17 protein-coding genes are annotated in these 16,747 nt (G+C 68.9%); 11 read left to right on the forward strand and 6 right to left on the reverse strand.

Annotation, left to right across the window (positions count from 1 at the left end; genetic code table 11):
• Positions 1–128 precede the first annotated feature (128 nt).
• The 3 genes from ABD287_RS07945 to ABD287_RS07955 all read left to right on the forward strand — a co-directional run bounded on the left by ABD287_RS07945 (position 129) and on the right by ABD287_RS07955 (position 1,040).
• Positions 129–605 (forward strand): DUF2975 domain-containing protein, encoded by a 477-nt coding sequence (locus ABD287_RS07945; RefSeq protein WP_344170539.1) that lies wholly within the window; start codon positions 129–131, stop codon positions 603–605.
• Positions 605–811: a helix-turn-helix domain-containing protein gene (locus ABD287_RS07950; protein WP_344170541.1), complete on the forward strand. Its 207-nt coding sequence runs from the start codon at positions 605–607 to the stop codon at positions 809–811. The genes ABD287_RS07945 and ABD287_RS07950 overlap by 1 nt, the downstream gene beginning before the upstream one ends.
• A 76-nt stretch (positions 812–887) precedes the next feature.
• Positions 888–1,040, forward strand: coding sequence for a hypothetical protein (locus tag ABD287_RS07955; protein ID WP_344170543.1), 153 nt, complete (start codon positions 888–890; stop codon positions 1,038–1,040).
• Positions 1,041–1,045: 5 nt separating this feature from the next.
• On the opposite strand, the gene ABD287_RS07960 is transcribed toward ABD287_RS07955, so the two are convergent.
• From ABD287_RS07960 to ABD287_RS07980, 5 genes are all read right to left on the reverse strand, one after another.
• Positions 1,046–2,005: an ABC transporter ATP-binding protein gene (locus tag ABD287_RS07960; RefSeq protein WP_344171004.1), complete on the reverse strand. Its 960-nt coding sequence runs from the start codon at positions 2,003–2,005 to the stop codon at positions 1,046–1,048.
• Positions 2,006–2,108: 103 nt separating this feature from the next.
• Positions 2,109–3,134, reverse strand: coding sequence for an ABC transporter ATP-binding protein (locus tag ABD287_RS07965; RefSeq protein ID WP_344170545.1), 1,026 nt, complete (start codon positions 3,132–3,134; stop codon positions 2,109–2,111).
• Positions 3,135–3,148: 14 nt separating this feature from the next.
• A complete protein-coding gene (locus ABD287_RS07970) occupies positions 3,149–4,132 on the reverse strand; it encodes an ABC transporter permease (protein WP_344170548.1) in 984 nt (327 codons plus the stop codon).
• Positions 4,133–4,217: 85 nt separating this feature from the next.
• Complete coding sequence (locus ABD287_RS07975; protein ID WP_344170551.1) at positions 4,218–5,960, reverse strand: ABC transporter substrate-binding protein; 1,743 nt, start codon at positions 5,958–5,960, stop codon at positions 4,218–4,220.
• Positions 5,961–6,003: 43 nt separating this feature from the next.
• A complete protein-coding gene (locus ABD287_RS07980) occupies positions 6,004–6,981 on the reverse strand; it encodes an ABC transporter permease (protein ID WP_344170554.1) in 978 nt (325 codons plus the stop codon).
• Between the two features lie 476 nt (positions 6,982–7,457).
• On the opposite strand from ABD287_RS07980, the gene ABD287_RS07985 reads away from it, so the two are divergent.
• A complete protein-coding gene (locus ABD287_RS07985; RefSeq protein WP_344170557.1) occupies positions 7,458–8,078 on the forward strand; it encodes a hypothetical protein in 621 nt (206 codons plus the stop codon).
• Between the two features lie 56 nt (positions 8,079–8,134).
• Here ABD287_RS07985 and ABD287_RS07990 read toward each other — a convergent pair whose 3' ends face one another.
• Complete coding sequence (locus ABD287_RS07990) at positions 8,135–9,886, reverse strand: Xaa-Pro dipeptidyl-peptidase (RefSeq protein ID WP_344170561.1); 1,752 nt, start codon at positions 9,884–9,886, stop codon at positions 8,135–8,137.
• Positions 9,887–11,328: 1,442 nt separating this feature from the next.
• Here ABD287_RS07990 and ABD287_RS07995 point away from each other — a divergent pair.
• The 7 genes from ABD287_RS07995 (at position 11,329) to ABD287_RS08025 (ending at position 16,745) form a co-directional block, all read left to right on the forward strand.
• Complete coding sequence (locus ABD287_RS07995; protein ID WP_344170564.1) at positions 11,329–11,994, forward strand: sensor histidine kinase; 666 nt, start codon at positions 11,329–11,331, stop codon at positions 11,992–11,994.
• Positions 11,987–12,616, forward strand: coding sequence for a response regulator transcription factor (locus tag ABD287_RS08000; RefSeq protein WP_344170567.1), 630 nt, complete (start codon positions 11,987–11,989; stop codon positions 12,614–12,616). Before ABD287_RS07995 ends, ABD287_RS08000 begins: the two co-directional genes overlap by 8 nt.
• 52 nt (positions 12,617–12,668) lie before the next feature.
• Positions 12,669–12,923: a Smr/MutS family protein gene (locus ABD287_RS08005; protein ID WP_344170570.1), complete on the forward strand. Its 255-nt coding sequence runs from the start codon at positions 12,669–12,671 to the stop codon at positions 12,921–12,923.
• 38 nt (positions 12,924–12,961) lie between these two features.
• Positions 12,962–13,387: a PPOX class F420-dependent oxidoreductase gene (locus ABD287_RS08010; RefSeq protein WP_344170573.1), complete on the forward strand. Its 426-nt coding sequence runs from the start codon at positions 12,962–12,964 to the stop codon at positions 13,385–13,387.
• Positions 13,388–13,492: 105 nt separating this feature from the next.
• The gene (locus ABD287_RS08015; protein WP_344171007.1) at positions 13,493–14,677 is read left to right on the forward strand and encodes a PP2C family protein-serine/threonine phosphatase; all 1,185 of its coding nucleotides are present in this window, start codon (positions 13,493–13,495) and stop codon (positions 14,675–14,677) included.
• Positions 14,674–16,302, forward strand: coding sequence for a sensor histidine kinase (locus ABD287_RS08020; RefSeq protein WP_344170576.1), 1,629 nt, complete (start codon positions 14,674–14,676; stop codon positions 16,300–16,302). The genes ABD287_RS08015 and ABD287_RS08020 overlap by 4 nt, the downstream gene beginning before the upstream one ends.
• The gene (locus ABD287_RS08025) at positions 16,299–16,745 is read left to right on the forward strand and encodes a response regulator (RefSeq protein WP_344170579.1); all 447 of its coding nucleotides are present in this window, start codon (positions 16,299–16,301) and stop codon (positions 16,743–16,745) included. The genes ABD287_RS08020 and ABD287_RS08025 overlap by 4 nt, the downstream gene beginning before the upstream one ends.
• Positions 16,746–16,747 lie beyond the last annotated feature (2 nt).

A 16,747-nucleotide genomic window follows, 5' to 3' on the forward strand; every position in this document is an offset into this window, starting at 1 on the left:
GTGTCAGCGATGGGGCGCGACGCCTCCTCCGGTGCCCGACGGCGCTGGCGACTGGGTCGGCGCATTGAGTGGGACTGTGGGCTGAGCCTATTGACTTTCGATAGTTTTCAGTTGAAACTCAATGGGTGATGGCAGAACGTCGTGCGGTGGTCCCGCTCAAGATCTTCCTGGCCCTGCTGTTCGGGGTCCTGGTCATGCTCCAGGCATTTTCGCTGCCAGGGCAGTTCGCCCACATGGCCGAGGAGTCCCCCCACCTGGCCCACCTCAGGTGGCCGATGACGGCCGTGTCGGTGTACTGGGTGCTCTGCGTCCAGGTGGTCATCTTCTGCACCTGGCGGCTGCTGGACCTGGTCCGCGACGACCGCATCTTCAGCGACGCCGCCATGGGCTGGGTACGAGGAATCCTGTGGGCCATCGGCGCGGCGTGGGCGGTGCTGCTGGGCGTGTTCCTCTACGTCGGCTTCACCGCCGACGATCCCGGGCTGCCACTGCTGCTGTTCCTCATGGTAGTGGCGGTCGCGGTCCTCGGGCTGCTCATGATCGTGATGCGCGCCCTGCTGCGGCAGGCCACTACCTTGCGCAGCGACATGGAATCGGTCATCTGATGCCGATCGTCGTGCGTATCGATGTCGAACTGGCCAGACGCAAGATGAGCGTCGCCGAGTTCGCCGAGCAGGTGGGGCTCACGCCCGCGAACGTGGCGGTGCTGAAGAACGGTCGGGCCAAGGCGGTCCGGTTCAGCACCTTGGCGGCGATGTGCCGGGTGCTCGACTGCCAGCCCGGCGACCTGCTCGAATGGGTCGACGAATGACCCGGCGACCCGGCCCGGGCCGGTCAGGCCCGTGCGCCCCCGTTCGGCCGGCTACACCGGCCGGGAAGGACATCTCATGAAGCTCGCCCTCGCCCTGGGCGGTGTCGCCATCGGCGTCGCCGCCGTCGTGTACGGCGGCGCCGACGACTCGCCGGGCCTGCAACTGCTGGGCGTCCTGCTCGTCGTCGGCGCGGCGACGTTCGGCATCCGCGCCGCCCGCCGCAGGTAGCGGCGTCACCGCGGCGCCGGCGGTTCGGGGAAGTGACAGGCCGTGTACTGGGTTCTGGTAGTGGGCCGCAGCGGTGGCCGGGTCGTCGCGCACACCTCCTTGGCCTTCCAGCACCGGGTCCGGAACCGGCACCCCGACGGCGGGTCGACCGGGCTGGGCACGTCGCCGACCAGCCTGATCCGCCCCTGGGGCGCCGCCCCCCGCACCACGGCCAGGTCCGGGGCCGCCGACAACAACGCCTGGGCGTACGGGTGGTGCGGCTGTCCGTACAGCTCGTCCCGGTTTCCCTCCTCGACGACCTTGCCGAGGTACATGACGGCGACCCGGTCGCAGAAGTGGCGCACGATTCCCAGGTCGTGGGCGATGAACACAAACGCGATGCCAAACTCCCGCCGTAGCTTCTCCAGCAGGTTCACCACCTGAGCCTGGATGGAGACATCCAACGCCGACAGCGGCTCGTCCGCGATGATGACCTTCGGCCGGACGGCGAGCGCCCGGGCGATGCCGATCCGCTGACGCTGCCCGCCGGAGAACTCGTGCGGGTACCGGTTGTAGTGCTCGGGGTTGAGTCCGACGACCTCGAGCAGCTCCTGTACCCGGATCAGCTCTCGGCGGCGCGGCACGATCCGGTGGGTGCGCAGCGCGGTCGCGATGATCGTGCCGACGGTGTGGCGCGGGTTCAGCGACGAGTACGGGTCCTGGAAGATGAGCTGGATCTCGCGCCGGTACGGGCGCAGCTCGCGTTGGCTCAGGTGGGCGATGTCCGCGCCCTGGTAGAGGATCTCGCCGGCGGTGGGTTCCAGCAGTCGGGCGATGAGCCGCGCGGTGGTCGACTTGCCGCAGCCGGACTCGCCGACCAACCCGAGCGTCTGACCTTCGCGCAGGGTCAGCGACACCCCGTCGACGGCTTTGACGGTGTTGCCGCCGCCGCGCAGGCGTCCGCCGCCGCCGGTGGCGAAGTGCATGGAGACGTCGTTCAGTTCCAGCAGCGGGATGCCGCGGCGGCGGGGGATCTCGGTGCGCCTGCGGTGGCTGGGGGCGAAGATACCGCTGTTCATGGTGTGTCCTTCACGGCAGCCGGGGCAGGATCTCCAGGTGGAACCTCACGTCGGGGTCGGGCAGGTGGCACCGGGACAGCCGGGCGTCCTCGGCGGTGCGCGCCGCCAACAGCGGCAGCTCGCGTCGGCACAGGTCGTCGGGGACGCGGTCGCGGAACTCACAGCGCGGGCTGAACGAGCATCCGGGCGGCATGTCCAGCAGGCTCGGCGGCAGCCCGGGGATCGGGTGCAGCGGCGCTGGCTCGCCGGACAGCGCGGGGATGCTCTCCAGCAGACCCCACGCGTACGGGTGCAGCGGGCGGGCCAGGATCTGCTCGGTGGAGCCGTACTCGACGGCCCGGCCCGCGTACATGACCAGCACGTCGTCGGCGATCTCGGCGACGACCCCGAGGTCGTGGGTGATGAACACGACCGCCGACCCGAATTCCTGTTGCAGGTCGGCGATGAGGTCGAGGATCTGCGCCTGCACGGTGACGTCCAGGGCGGTGGTGGGCTCGTCGGCGATGAGCAGCTTCGGGTCGTTCACCAACGCCATTGCGATCATGACGCGTTGCCGCATGCCGCCGGAGAACTGGTGCGGGTAGTCGTCGAGCCGCGCGGCCGGGTTGGGGATGCCGACCCGGGCCAGCATCTCGGCGGCACGTTTACGGGCGGCCCGCTTTCGGGCGCCGCTGTGCGCCCGGTACGCCTCGCCGATCTGGTCGCCGATGGTGAAGAACGGGTGCAGCGACGACAACGGGTCCTGGAAGATCATCGCCGTGGACGCGCCACGGTGTCGGCGCAGCTTCCGCTGCGACATTCCCACGATCTCGTCCCCGCCGATCTGGATCGAGCCGGAGATGGCGGTCCGCTTCGGATCGTGCAGGCCCATGAGCGCCAGGCTGGACACGCTCTTGCCGGAGCCGGACTCGCCGACGATCGCCAGGGTCCGCCCCAGCGGCACCGAGTAGCTCAACCCCTGAACCGCGGTGACGACCCCGTCGGCCGTCGGGAAGCTGACCTTGAGATCGCTGACCACCAGGTACGGCTCGCGCATGCTCTCTCCGTTCGTCACCCGAGCCGGACCCGCGGGTCGAGGAAGGTGTAGAGGATGTCGACCATGAGGTTCAGGGTGACCAGCAGCACCGAGCCGAGCAGGATGCCGCCCATCATCACCGGCAGGTCGTCGGTTTTGAACGCCTCCAGCGTCACCACGCCCAACCCCGGCAGCCCGAAGATCCGTTCGGTGAACAGGGCGCCGGTGAGCTGCCCGGCCAGGTCCAGGCCGAAGATCGTCGCGACGGGTGTGAGCGCGGAGCGCAGACCGTGCCGGTAGACGACGCGGCGCTCGCTGATGCCCTTGGCCCGGGCGGTGCGGATGTAGTCCTCGCCCAGCGCCTCGATCATGGAGGCGCGCGAGTAGCGGGCGTATGCGGCGGCGTTGACGACACCGAGGGTCAGCCACGCGGCGGTGAGCCCGCTGGCCCAGCTCAGCGGCCCGTCCAGGAACGGACTGTACTGCGAGGGCGGCAGGAACGTGCCCGCCGTGTAGAGCACCACCAGCAGCGCGACGATGAAGTAGGGGACGGAGCTGAGCCCGAGCGTGCCGGCGACGATCGACTTGTCGAAACTGGTGCCCCGCCGACGTGCGGCGAGGATGCCGCTGAGGATGCCGATGGTCAGGTACACGACGGCCGCGCCGACGACGATCGAGACGGTGATCGGCATGGCCTGCATGAGCAGTTTGGTCACCGGCTGGCCGAGCCGGAACGAGTAGCCCAGGCACGGCGCGGGGCAGTCGACGGTGGCGCCGCCGCTGGTGATGGTGTGTCCGGCGACGATCCCCTTGACGTACTGGGCGAACTGGAGCGTGACGGGGTCGTCCAGATGCAGGCTCTGGCTGATCTCGGCGGCTCGTTCCGGGGTGCAGCGCGGTCCGCAGATCGCCCCGATCGGGTCCTTGGGGGCGAGGAAGAACATGGCGAAGCTGAGCAGCAGGGTCACCAGGACGACCAGCAGGGCGCTCACGCCGCGCTTGAGGATGTAGCCGGCCACTGTGGCATCTCCTGGGATGAACGCTCGGGGACGGGGGAGGGGCCGGCGCCGGCCGGGCGTCTGTGCCCGGCCGGCGCCGCGAGCGTCAGCTCTTGAGGTAGACGTTCGGGAGGAACGGCAGGCCCATCGTCGGGTCGCCCTCGGCCCCGCCGACGTTCGTGCCGACGACGTCGGCCATCTTGGAGTAGGTGCTGGGCAGGAAGACGTACTTCTCCATGATTTCCCGGTCCAGGTCCGCCCACTTCGCGGTGGCCTGCTCCGCCGGCAGCTCGTTGATCTCGTTGATCTTGGCGTCCAGGACGGAGTCGCTGAGCATTCCCCAGGTCGTCCCCTCCTCGATGCTCTGCGAGCGGAAGAGGACCGGGAACCAACTGCCGCCGGTCGGCCAGTCCGAGCACCAGCCGGCGGGCGACTGGCCCATGTTGACGGACGCGTCGTAGTCGCTCTTCTTCTCGCGCAGCTTCGCGCTGGCCACGCCGAGCGGCTTGACCGCGAACCCGGCCTTCTTCAGCGCGTCGGCGCGTACCTGGGAGACCTGCTGCGGTACCGGTTGGGTGTTGTCGTAGTACCAGCTCAGCTCGAAGTTGAGCTTGCCGGCGGCCTCCAGCAGCTTCTTCGCGCCCTCCGGGTCGCCGGTGCCCTGGCCGTCCAGGTCCTCGACCGGGGTGTATTTCTTGTGCCCGGGAACGCTCGGCGGCAGGACGGTGCTGGCCGGCTCGGCGCTCAGCTCGGTGGTGCCGGCGGCCTTCCAGATCTGGTCGTACGGGTACGCCTTGGCGATCGCCTTGCGGACCTCCAGCGGGATCTTGCGGCTGTCGAGCTGGATGCCGGACGTGCACGGCGACTCGCCCTTGAGTAACTGGCTCGACTTGGCTCCGGTGACCTCGCCTAGGAGCGAGGCGTCGACCCCGTTGTAGTCGATCGCGTTGGCGTCCGGGCCGTTGCTGTTGAGGACCTGCTGCTGGGTCTTGATGTGGTCCTGGCCCCATTTGAAGGTCCAGGCGTCCGGGTAGTCGTGCCGGACGGCGTCGCTGTTGGCGTCCCACTTGTCGTTGCGGGCCAGCTTCAGCTCGGTGCCCGGGGTGTACTTGTCGAACCGGTACGGGCCGGTGGCCAGCGGCTTGTTCTTGTACTCCTGCTTGGTGTCCTTGCCCTGGGGGATCGGGGTGAACATCGGGAAGGACATGTAGAACGGCAGGTCGGAGAACGGCTGCGCCAGTTTGATGATCAGCTTGTCGTCGCCTGAGGTCGTGACGCCCTTGAAGTCGGCGTCCTTGTCCTTGTACGGGCCCTTGTACTTCTTGCCGCCCTTGAAGTACGTGTTCTGGTAGGCGGGGCCGTTGGGATACACGTCCCGGGCGAACGAACGTAGGATCGCGTACTCCAGATCCTCGACCTTGACCTCGTCGCCGTTCTCGTACCTGATGCCCTTCTTCATGGTGAAGGTCCAGGTGAGCTTGTCGTCGGAGACCTCGCCGACGTCGGTGAGGTCCGGCACGAGCGTCGGCTTGCCGTTGCGCAGCGCGAAGGTCGTCGGGGTACGGAACAGCAGCTTGCCGATCTCGTTCGAGTCGGTGAAGTAGATGTCGGTCGGGTCGAACGTGGACGGCGGGCTGGTGGCGTAGACGGTCACCTCGCCGCCCTTGCGGGCGCCCGGGACGGCGGGGGCTGGACCCTTGGCGGCCGGGTCGATGGCGTTGGCCTGGACCGAGATACTCGATCCCGACCCGGACCCGTTTCCGCTGTTGCTGGGTTTGGGCGCGCCACAGGCGGCCGCGCCGAGGGTGACCACGGCGCCGACCGCGACGGCCGATCTGAGTCGCCTCACGACTACTCCTTCTCTGGGGGTGGGGTGGTGCCCCGTCGCCGGCTCAGCGTCGGGTCTTCGGGTCGAAGGCGTCGCGGACCGCGTCGCCGAGCAGGCTCAGGGCGAGGACCAGGACGGTGACGCTGAGCACCGGAATCCACAGGTAGTGCGGCAGCGCCTTGTACGAGGTGACGGCGGAAGCGATGGTGACGCCCCAGGAGGGGGCGGGTTCGACGAGGCCGACGCCCAGGAAGGTCAATCCGGCCTCGGCGACGATGTAGCCGGGCAGCGACATCGACATCGAGATGACGATCGGGGCGACGAGGTTCGGCAGCAGTTCCTTGCGCAGCACCCGGTGGGTGGGCACGCCGAGCACCCGGGCGGCGGCTACGAACTCGCGTTCGCGCAGCGACAGCACCTCGCCGCGGATGAGCCTGGCCAGGCCGGCCCAGCCGAAGACCGTCAGCGCGGCGATGAGGGACCAGAACCGGACGTCGGCGACGACCTCCGGCGGGGCGTCGTCGCTGAGGCCCATCGCCGCCATGATCACCGCGGGGATGGCCATCGCGAAGAGCAGGTACGGCAGGCTGAGGACGAGATCGATGACCCAGGAGATGGCGCTGTCGACCCAGCCACGGGCGAAGCCGGCGATCATGCCGACGGTGACGCCGACGATCGTCGTGGTGAGCGTGGCGATGATGGCGATCATCAGCGACGGGCGGGCGCCGTAGGCCCAGCGGGCGAACAGGTCCCGGCCCAGTCGCGGCTCGACGCCGAACCAGTGGTCGCCGGTCATGCCGATGATCGGCTGCCCGTTGCGGTCGATGAGGTCCTGGTTCTGGGTGAACGGGTCCTGGCCTTCGAGCGCGACGAGAGCCGGGGCGAAGACGGCGACCAGCAGGAAGAAGGCAAAAACTCCGAAACAGACCATCGCCACCCGGTCCTGGCGGATCCGGGTGAGCGCGATGCGCGTCGGGGATTTGCTGTTGGCCTTGACGGTCACAGGGCGGACCCGTTGACCGTCGATGGCCGCTGAATCCACGCCGCACACCTCCCGGTCAAGGGTTGAGCCGATGCCGTTTCCGATACGGCGTGAGAGCTGTTCATGTCTTACGGATGTAGACAAGTTAATGGTTTGTGGAAGAACTTCGATATAGCCCGACGGCTACGGTCCCGTAACGCCTTGGCCGCCCGTCGAGCGATGAGGGAAGGCCTCCAAGCTGGACGATGACCCCGACTCGACCTGTGGGTTCGTGTCAAGGTCGATGGGACGAGGGTCGATGTTCCCGAAGTCAAGCATCGCCCCGGCATTGACCGAGCGGCTCATCCATATAGACAGTTATCACTGGCAATGAGGGCCAGGGATGGCGCATTCCCGGTGCGGGAGACCCCTGATGTGACTGGTGTGATTAAGCGGGCGACAACCCCGCCGGGGGAATTCGGGCGTAGCGTGTCCCCTGGGTCATTGACGGAAATTCGCCCGCTATTGGCGCCGACCGAAACGAAAGGTGGGTCCTCATGTTCCTGCAAGCGATCATCGGCGAAGTCGCCGACCTCGACGACCTCCGCGCCTCGCTACGCCGCTGGATGACAGACCTCGCCCCGCACGCCACCGGCTGGCAGGGCGGCACCGCCGGGGTCACCGCCGACGGCACGTTCGTGGGCCTCGTCCGGTTCGACACCGTGGCGGCGGCCCGCCGTAACAGCGACCGCCCCGAACAACACCAGTGGTGGATGGAGACCGCGAAGGCGTTCGCCGCCGAACCGCGCTTCCTCGACTGCGACCGGGTCGCCGAGTATCTCGGCGGGCCGAGCCAGCAGGCCGGATTCGTCCAGGTCATCCTCAGCCACGGGGCCAACTTCGAGCGGCTCAACAGCCTCATGGCGCCCTACAGCGGCATGATGCGGGAGCAGCGGCCGGACATCCTCGGCGGCATCAGCGGCGCCACCGCCGACAACCAGTTCGTCGACACGGTCTACTTCACCTCAGAAGCCGCGGCGCGCGCCGGCGAAGCCAAACCGGCGCTGCCCGAGCTGGCCGACGTGATGGCCGAGTACGACCAGCTCATGACCATCGATCGCTACCTGGACATCGCCGACCCGTGGCACTTCAGCCCCGGAACGCCTGTTCCGAGCTGACATTGGGGCGCCCACCGTTTCCGGTGGACGCCCCAAACCTCAGAGCCAGCGCCAGGTCAGGGGCGCGCTGAGTACCCCGCGAGCGGCAGCGTCACCGAGCTGGCGCCCGGGGCCACCCGCAGCTTCGTGCCCGCGGCCGGCCGGAGCGTGAAGTCGTAGTCCGTGGAGATGATGACCACGCCGATCCGGCTGCCCTTAGCGAACACGTAGTCCTTGGGCTCAAGGTTGAACGACAGGTCGTACGCCTTGCCGGGCGTCAGCGGCGTGCCCTGGATACCGGCGTGGTTCTGCGGGTCCATCCAACCGCGGGTGACGATCGTCGGCGTCCCGGACGACGTGTAGTCGACCACCAGGACGGTGAGGTTCGCCGCGGTCTTGTTCTCCACCGCCAGTCGCAGCTTCACCTTCGGCGTGCCGCTGAGGCTGGCCTGGCCGGCCAGCGCCGCGGCGCGGTAGACGAGCCGGTTCCCGTTCGCCTGGTCAGGGTTGGCGACGAGGACGCCCGCGCCCTTGGTCTTCCCCTCGTCGGTGAATGACTGCTCCGAAGCCGACGGGTTCGCCGATCCGGTCAGCGTGCCCGGCGCGGTGGCTGAGGTGGCGCCCAGGTGCAGCTCGACATCCTTGGCTGCCGGGTCCGGCCATTCGGCGAGCTTGCGCCAGTTGCCGTCGGGGCCCTGGACCTCGGCCTTCGGCTCGTTGGTGACGCCGTTGTCCACGCCCTTGAGGAAGTGGTCGAACCAACGCTGGACCTCTTTCGCGTAGTCCGATCGGTGGCTCCGGGGATCGTCGTGCTTGCCGCGGTGCCACCAGATCCGGCGCGGGACGTCGTTCTTCCTCAGCGCCTCGTACCAGGTCGCGGCGTTCTTGCCCTTGACGTTCCAGTCGTTCAGGCCGTGGACGACGAACACCCCGGCCTTGACCTTGTCGGCCTTGTTGACGTAGTCCCGCGCGGCCCAGAACGCCGAGTGGTCGCCGGTCACCCGGTCCTGGGCCTTGTTCAGTTTGCTGAACTGGGCCGTGCAGCCCGGTCGCTTGTTCCGGACCGCCCGGGCCAGGATGTCGGCGTCCTCACCCTGGTAGCCGCCGGGCGCGACGACGAGGCCGTTGGCCCGGTAGTAGTCGTACCAGTCGCCGATGGCGGCGACCGGCACGATGGCCTTGAGCCCGGGGACGCCGGTCGTCGCGGCCATGTTCGGCAGGGTCCCGTTGTAGGAGATGCCGGTCATGCCGACGTTCCCGGTGCTCCAGGTGGCCTTGACTTCGGCGCCCGAGGAGCTGAAGCCCTTCGCCCGCCCGTTGAGCCAGTCGATCACCGCCACCGCGCCAGCGGTCTCGCCCATGTCGCCGGTGGTGGGGCAGCCGTCGGAGGCGCCGGTGCCGACGCTCTGGCCGGAGATCGCGGCATAACCCAACGGAGCGAAGTGGTCGTCCAGCCACCCGCTCAGTTGGGGTTCGGGAACGACCCGCCGCGGAACCGGCCCGTTGGCGATTCCGGGGCGGCGGCCCGTCTCCTGGGGCAGCTTCGCCAGGTCGACACCGTGATTGGGGACATCCCCGAGGCCGGTCTTGTACGGGGTGTGCTCGAAGATCACCGGCACCTTGTCGCTGCCGTTGGGCCGGGAGATGTCGATGGCGACCCGGTCGCGTTTGCCGTCGCCGTCGGTGTCGACGGTCGTCTCGACATAAACCCGCTCCTCGACGAACGCCGCGCTGGCGGCGGTGTCGGCGAACGCGGACTGGGGCAGCATCGCGGCGGCGACGGCGCCGACAGCGGTCACGCTGACCGCGGCGCGTCGTAGACCGGACATGGGGGTCCCTTCACGGTGCTCAGGGGGGTGAGTACGCACGAGGATGCGACGAGGGCCTGACGCACGTCAATGCGTCAGGCCCTCGTTGTGGTGCTTTGCCGCAATATTCAGCGACGTTCCTCGGATCAGGGACGTGGTCAGCGACGGGCGCCCAGGTCAATGCCCCAGCGCCGGCGGACGGCACCAGCTTGGCCGACTCGCCGGCGGTGACCGTCTCCGGGTGGAACTCGGCGGTGGCGCCGGCCGGCAGGCCGCTGGCGGACATCGTCACCTGCTGGGGACCGCCCGAGACGACGGCCGTGGCGACCTCGACTCTCAACGGCTGGCCGGGGTCGACTGAGCCGGTGGCTGGGTCCACCCGCACCGAGAACTGGCCGTCACCTCGGTAGTAGTCGCGTAGGCGCAGTTTCCGACGTGCTGTCGACCGGGTCGCCGGCGTCCGGCAGGCTGAGTCGCTCGTTGCTGGTGGCGGAGCAGTTTTGCGGGCCCGGTCTGGGTCGGGGCTGGCGTGGTGGGCGCGGGAGTGGTCGCCGCCGGGTCCGGGGTCAGCGTGAACGTCGCCCGATTCGATGACGCAGCGTTGACCTGGTTCGTCTCAGCGGGCGGGGTGACCGGTCCGGCGAAGGCGGCGCCAGCGGTGACCGCGCTCGCCACGGCCACGGCGACGACGGCGCCGGCCAACGCCGCGGGCCGCCTCGCTGTGCTTGGGATTCCCATCTATCCAGTTCCTCCCCATAGGACCGACCACCTGGGGTCAGCTGGTCGCGACGTTAGGGCCAATCTCCAGGCCGCACCAGCTGGAGCAGATCCAGCAGGCTTCTGCCTGACACCGGGGCCGTTTCAGGAATGTGGCGCCAGAAGTATTTGTTCGGTGACGTTCGGTTTACCCAATCTTATTGATACCTAAAGATGGTCACTTTCTGCTGTGGAATGATGACGCAAAGTGCCTTTCGCCGGTTGGCGATTTAGCTCCTGGGTCACCTCGGGTTCTCGGCTGATGGCGTCGTATTCGGACGGCTGTTCCGCATCCGCTGACCGGCGCCCTGATCCCACCGCGAACGTGACGGTGGCTGGGCTGAGCGGGGGATCGGGCCGGCGCTCCTGTTGTCGACAGGCATACGGAAACGTCGATGTGCGAGACCTGGATGGTGGTGAAGGGTGTTCGCCACCGGAGAGTGGCTATGCGTCGGAAATCTGACAGTTCGATTTCGGATCGGGGCGGTTTACTGTTATCCACATCACAGAAGACTCAACTTTCGGCGGAGGTGGCGCACGGTGTCCTTAGCGGACAGTAGGCAAGGGGACACGCAGTGACGCGATGCTCGGTGGCGATTGCCGAGACGGTCGCTGGCGGGACCGGGGCACGAGCCGGGCGCGTGCGCCATCACCGGAGGCATCCAGGCAGTCCCCGGCGCAGCGCGCCACGGGGAGAACGAAGACCTATGGGTGACACCAGCGCCGATCCATTTGATCGGCTGCACCGCGCCCACCTGGACGAACGTCGCCGGATCGCCCGCGAGCTGCACGACCGCGTCGCCCCGCTGCTGGTCATCGTCATGCACGACCTGGAGTTGGCCCGCCACTTCCACGCCACCGACCAGGCCCGAGCCCTCGCCAAACTGGACATCGCCGGCGAGCACCTGCGGTCCGCCCTCGACCAGCTCCGCGCCGTCACCGAGGGCCTACGGCACGAACCAGCCGACCTGAGCCTCCTCGAGGCGCTCGGCGCCTACGTGAGCGTCGCCGGTTTCGCCCGGCCGACCCGGATCAGCGTCGACGGCGACGACGGCCGGCTCTGCCCGTCCGTGCGGGGCGAGCTGTTCCTGATCCTGCGGGAAGCCATCCGCAACGCGCACCACCACGCCTCGCCCAGCTTCGTCGAGGTACGGGTTCGGGTGACGCCGTCGGGCGTTCGCGCGCAGGTTCGCGACGACGGCGTCGGGTTCGGCGCCCATTCCACCGGCCGACCCGGCATCGGCCTGGCCTCGATGCGTGAGCGGGTGCACGCCTTCGGCGGCGTGGTCCTCGTGTGTCCCGGACCGGTCCGCGGCACCGAGGTGGTGGTGGAGCTTCCTCTCGCCGGCGACGTAGGCGCTCTCGTTGACTGAGCCGCTGCGGCTGATCCTGGCCGACGACCACACGCTCTTCCGGGAGGGCCTGGCGGAGCTGTTAAGGGTCGAGTCCGATCTGACGGTGGTCGCTCAGGCCGGCGACACCGAGTCCGCTGTCCGGCTCGCCGGGGCGGTCCGGCCGCACGCGGTGCTGCTCGACGTCGAGATGCCGTACACGCCTGTCCACGCGACCATCGGGCGGCTGCTCGCCATCTGTCCGGGCATCCGGGTCCTGGTGCTCACGATGTACGACGATCCTGAGCTTGCGCACCGGGTCGTCGGCGCCGGCGCCTATGGGATGGTCACCAAGACGATCAGCCGGCTGGGCCTGGTCGACGCCGTCCGCGCTGTCGGGTACCGGGCCGAGTTCGTGCCGCCGCCGCCGCGCCGCGTGGTCGAGCCGCCACTGCCCTCGCTGCTCAGCCCACGAGAGCGGGAGGTCCTGGAGTTGGCCGCGATGGCGCTCAGCAATGCCCAGATCGGGTCTCGCCTCTTCATCACCGAGGGCACGGTGAAGCGCCATCTCACCAACATCTACGCCAAGCTCGACGCCGTGTCGCGGCTCGACGCGGTGAACAAGGCGGTCGCGTCGCACCTCATCCGGACCCCCATCCGCTGATCGCCGCTCGGTAGCCTCGACGGGGACAGGTGGTGGAGAGTCGGGAGCGTCAATGAAGATCAAACTTGACCTGCACGACGTCTTCAACCGCGGCGGCGAGATCGACCGTGCGCTGCGGTCGGCGATCGACGAGGCGGTGACGAAGAAGGCGACGCTTGTCGAGATCATCCCAGGAAAGGGCTCCGGCGCGCTGAAGAAGCGGGTGCTGCGATTCCTGGAACAGAAGGAGATCAAGGCGCTGTACCACCGGGTGGAGAAGGACTCGAAGAACTTCGGTCGGGTGTTCGTCCACTTCCGATGGAAGTGACCTGCCGGTCCGGCCCGCCTGGCACGTAGCGTTGGCTCATGCCTGAGCCCATGCCGCTGGCGGCGAGCCCGTACGTGTCGTTGACGACCTTCCGGCGTAGCGGCGTGGGCGTCCCGACGCCGGTCTGGGTGGTGCGGCTTCCTGGTGGGTCCCTTGGCGTCTGGACGGTCGCCGAGTCCTGGAAGGTGCGCCGGATCAGGGCGAATCCGGCGGTCACCGTCGCGCTGTGCGACGTGCGTGGTCGGCACCGCGGGCCCGAAATCCCCGGGAAAGCCACAATTCTGGACGATTCGGGAACCGCTGAGGTGCGGCGCGCGTTGGCCGCCAAGTACGGTATGCGCGCGGTTCTGCTGCTGTGGGCCAGCCGTCTCCGCAGGGGGCGATCCGGGACGGTGGGCCTGCGCATCGCATTGAGTAACGTGGTCTCGCCGCCCGACACCGGGCGGGAGACAGACGGGCGGTAGACAGATAGGTGGTCGGCGGTCACTCGGGTCGTCGGGCCACCGGAGAGGACGCCGGTGACGAGCGTTCAGTTCCCGGCGGCGTCCGGACCGGCGCGGCCCGGACCACTGGGCTTCGGGGCGCGCGGCCCGGCGGACGTCGGGGTCCCTGAGCGTCGGCTGACCGTCCTGCTGGTCGAGGACGACGCCAGCGACGCGTTCCTGGTCACCGAGCTGCTCTCCGAGGTCAACGCCCCGGTCGATGTCGCCGTCGCGGCGACTCTGGCCGAGGCGCGTACCCGGGTGAACACCGTCGACTGCGTCCTGTTGGACCTCGGCCTGCCCGACGCCCGTGGCCTCGACGGACTGCGTGCGGTGCTCGCCCTGGCCAGCCAGGCCGCCGTCTGCGTGCTCACCGGCCTGCACGACGAGCACCTGGGCGTCGCGGCGGTCGCCGAGGGGGCGCAGGACTATCTGGTCAAGGGGCAGGTCGACGGCGTGCTGCTGAGCCGGGCGCTGCGGTACGCCGTCGAGCGGAAACGCGCCGACGACAACGCCCGCCGACTGCGCGAGGCCGACCTGCGGCAGGCTGAGTCGGCCCGCCTGGAACGGGGCCTGCTCCCACAGCCGCTCATGCAGACCGACCAGGCCCGGGTACACAGCTTCTACCGGTCCGGACGCCAGCGGGGGCTCATCGGCGGCGATTTCTACGACGTCGTGCAGACCGGCCCGGACCGGTTGCACTTCATGGTCGGCGATGTCTGTGGCCACAGCGTCGAGGAAGCCGCGCTGGGGGTGGAGCTTCGGGTCGCCTGGCGGGCTCTGATCCTCGGGGGCGTGCCCGACGAGGCGGTGCTGCCCGCCCTGGAGCAGGTGCTCATGAGCGAGCGCCGCGCCCCGGAGATCTTCGCCACCGTCGCCACCGTCGCGGTCGACCTTCTCTCCGGGGCGGCGACGATCCGGTTGGCCGGACACCCGCCGCCGCTGCTCCTGTCGGCCGGCGCCGCCACGCCCGTGGCCGCGCCGCCCGGGCGGCTGCTGGGGGTGGCGCCGAAACCGCCCACGCCACACTCGATGACGTTTGACCCTGGAGCAGCCCTGTTGATGTACACCGATGGCCTTATCGAGGGTCGGAGCGGCGCCGAGCGGTTGGACGTCTCCGGTCTGTGCGACCTGATTAACGGGCCCGAGGCGGCCCGGGTCAGCCCGTCGGCGTTGCCGGCGTGGTTGGTCGGCAACGCCGAGCGGCTCAACGGCGGCCCGCTCGCCGACGATGTGGCGATCCTGCTGGTGACCGTGGGCGCCGCCGCATGAGCATCAGGTGGACCTTGCGGGCGCGGGTGGTGTCGTTGGTGGCGGCGGTGGCGGCCGCGCTGATCCTGCTCACCGGGCTGTCGTTCTATCTGGCCAAGGACGGCCAGGCGGACAACGACCTTTTGATCGAGACGGTCCAGCCGGCCCGGATCGACGCCGAGACGCTGACGGCGGCGATGCTGGACCAGGAGACGGGCGTACGGGGTTACGCTCTCACCGCCGACCGCGCCGACCTGCGCCCCTATCTCGCCGGGCGGGCGCAGGAGGCCAGGCTGCTGACCGGCCTGCGGCGGAACCTGTCCGGTTTCCCCGGCGCCGGGGAGACGGTGGGGAGGATCGCCAGCGCGGCGGCCGGCTGGCGGGCGGCGGTCGCCGAGCCGCTCATCGTCTCGGTCGGCGCCGGCGACCAGGCGGCTGGACAGCGGCTGGTCAACGACAGCAGCCGGCAGCAGTTCGACGGGATCCGGGCTCTCATCCGGGAGCTGCAGAGCGAGCTGATCAGGATCCGGACCGAGCTGACCGGGCGCCTGCAGGAGGCCAGGGAGGCGCTGCTGCTGCTGCTCATCGTCGCCGGGGCCGTGATCGTGACCGCCGGCGTCGCGCTGTTGACCCTGATGAGCCGCCTGGTCACCCGTCCGGTGGTCGACCTGTGTGGGCAGATCCGTCAGGTGGCGGCCGGCGACTTCATCAGGGAGATCCACGAGACCGGACCGCCGGAGCTGGCCCGGCTCGCCGCCGACGTCAACGGCATGCGCCGCCGCATCGTCCATGACCTGGCGCAGGTGCGGGCGGCCCGCGGCGAGGTCGAGCAGACCGGCGCGAAGCTCGCCGAGCTCAACGAGCAGCTGACGGCGCAGGCTGAGGAGCTGGCCAGATCCAACCGTGATCTGGAGCAGTTCGCCTACGTCGCCTCGCACGATCTTCAGGAGCCGCTGCGGAAGGTGGCCAGTTTCTGTCAGCTCCTCCAGCGCCGGTACGCGGGACAGCTCGACGACAAGGCTGACCAGTACATCGCGTTCGCGGTCGACGGCGCCCAGCGGATGCAGCGTCTCATCAATGATCTGCTGGCGTTCTCCCGGATCGGGCGGGCCAGCAACGCCTTCGTCGATGTGGATCTCGATCTGGTGATGGGGCAGGTCAACGAGCAGGTCGACGAGGCGCGATCGGCCAACGGCGCGGCGTTGGTCTGGTCGGGTCTGCCAACGGTGCGGGGCGAGGACTCGCTGTTGGTGACCCTGTTCGCGAATCTGGTCGGTAACGCGCTCAAGTTCCGCGACCCGGAGCGGCCGCCGCGCATCGAGGTGACGGCGCGGCGGGACGGCGATGACTGGGAGATCGCCGTCGCCGACAACGGCATCGGCATCGGCGCGGAGTACGCCGATAAGGTGTTCGTGATCTTCCAACGTCTTCATGGACGTGACGCGTACCCTGGTACGGGCATCGGCCTGGCGATGGTAAAGAAGATCGTCGAGTATCACGGCGGACGGATCTGGTTGGACACCGATGTGGAGTCCGGCGCCACCTTCCGGCTGACCATGCCCGCCGTTCCCGATCCCGCGACGGACCCCGCGAACCCGCAGCCGGGCGCCGCCTCGCATAATTCTGTAGAGGAGTTCGCGGCATGAGCACGCGCGACGGTCTGCCCATCGAGGTCCTGCTGGTCGAGGACGACCCGGGCGACGCGCTCATGACGCAGGAGGCGTTCGAGCACAACAAGGTCAACAATCGGCTGACGGTGGTCGCCGACGGCGCCGAGGCGCTGGCGTACCTGCGCCGGGAGGGCGAGTACGCGGACGCCGCCCGGCCGGATCTGGTGCTGCTCGACCTCAACCTGCCCCGCCGCGACGGCCGCGAGGTGTTAGCCAGCATCAAGGAGGACCCCGCGTTGCGCAGCATCCCGGTGGTGGTGCTGACGACCTCGCAGGCCGACGAGGACATCGTGCGCAGCTACCAGTTGCACGCCAACGCGTATGTGACCAAGCCGGTGGATTTCGAGCGGTTCATCGAGGTGGTCCGCCAGATCGACGAGTTCTTCGTCAGCGTGGTGAAACTGCCGCCGAAGGCGTGAGC

It is taken from the genome of Pilimelia columellifera subsp. columellifera (assembly GCF_039532605.1).
Lineage (GTDB): Bacteria > Actinomycetota > Actinomycetes > Mycobacteriales > Micromonosporaceae > Pilimelia > Pilimelia columellifera.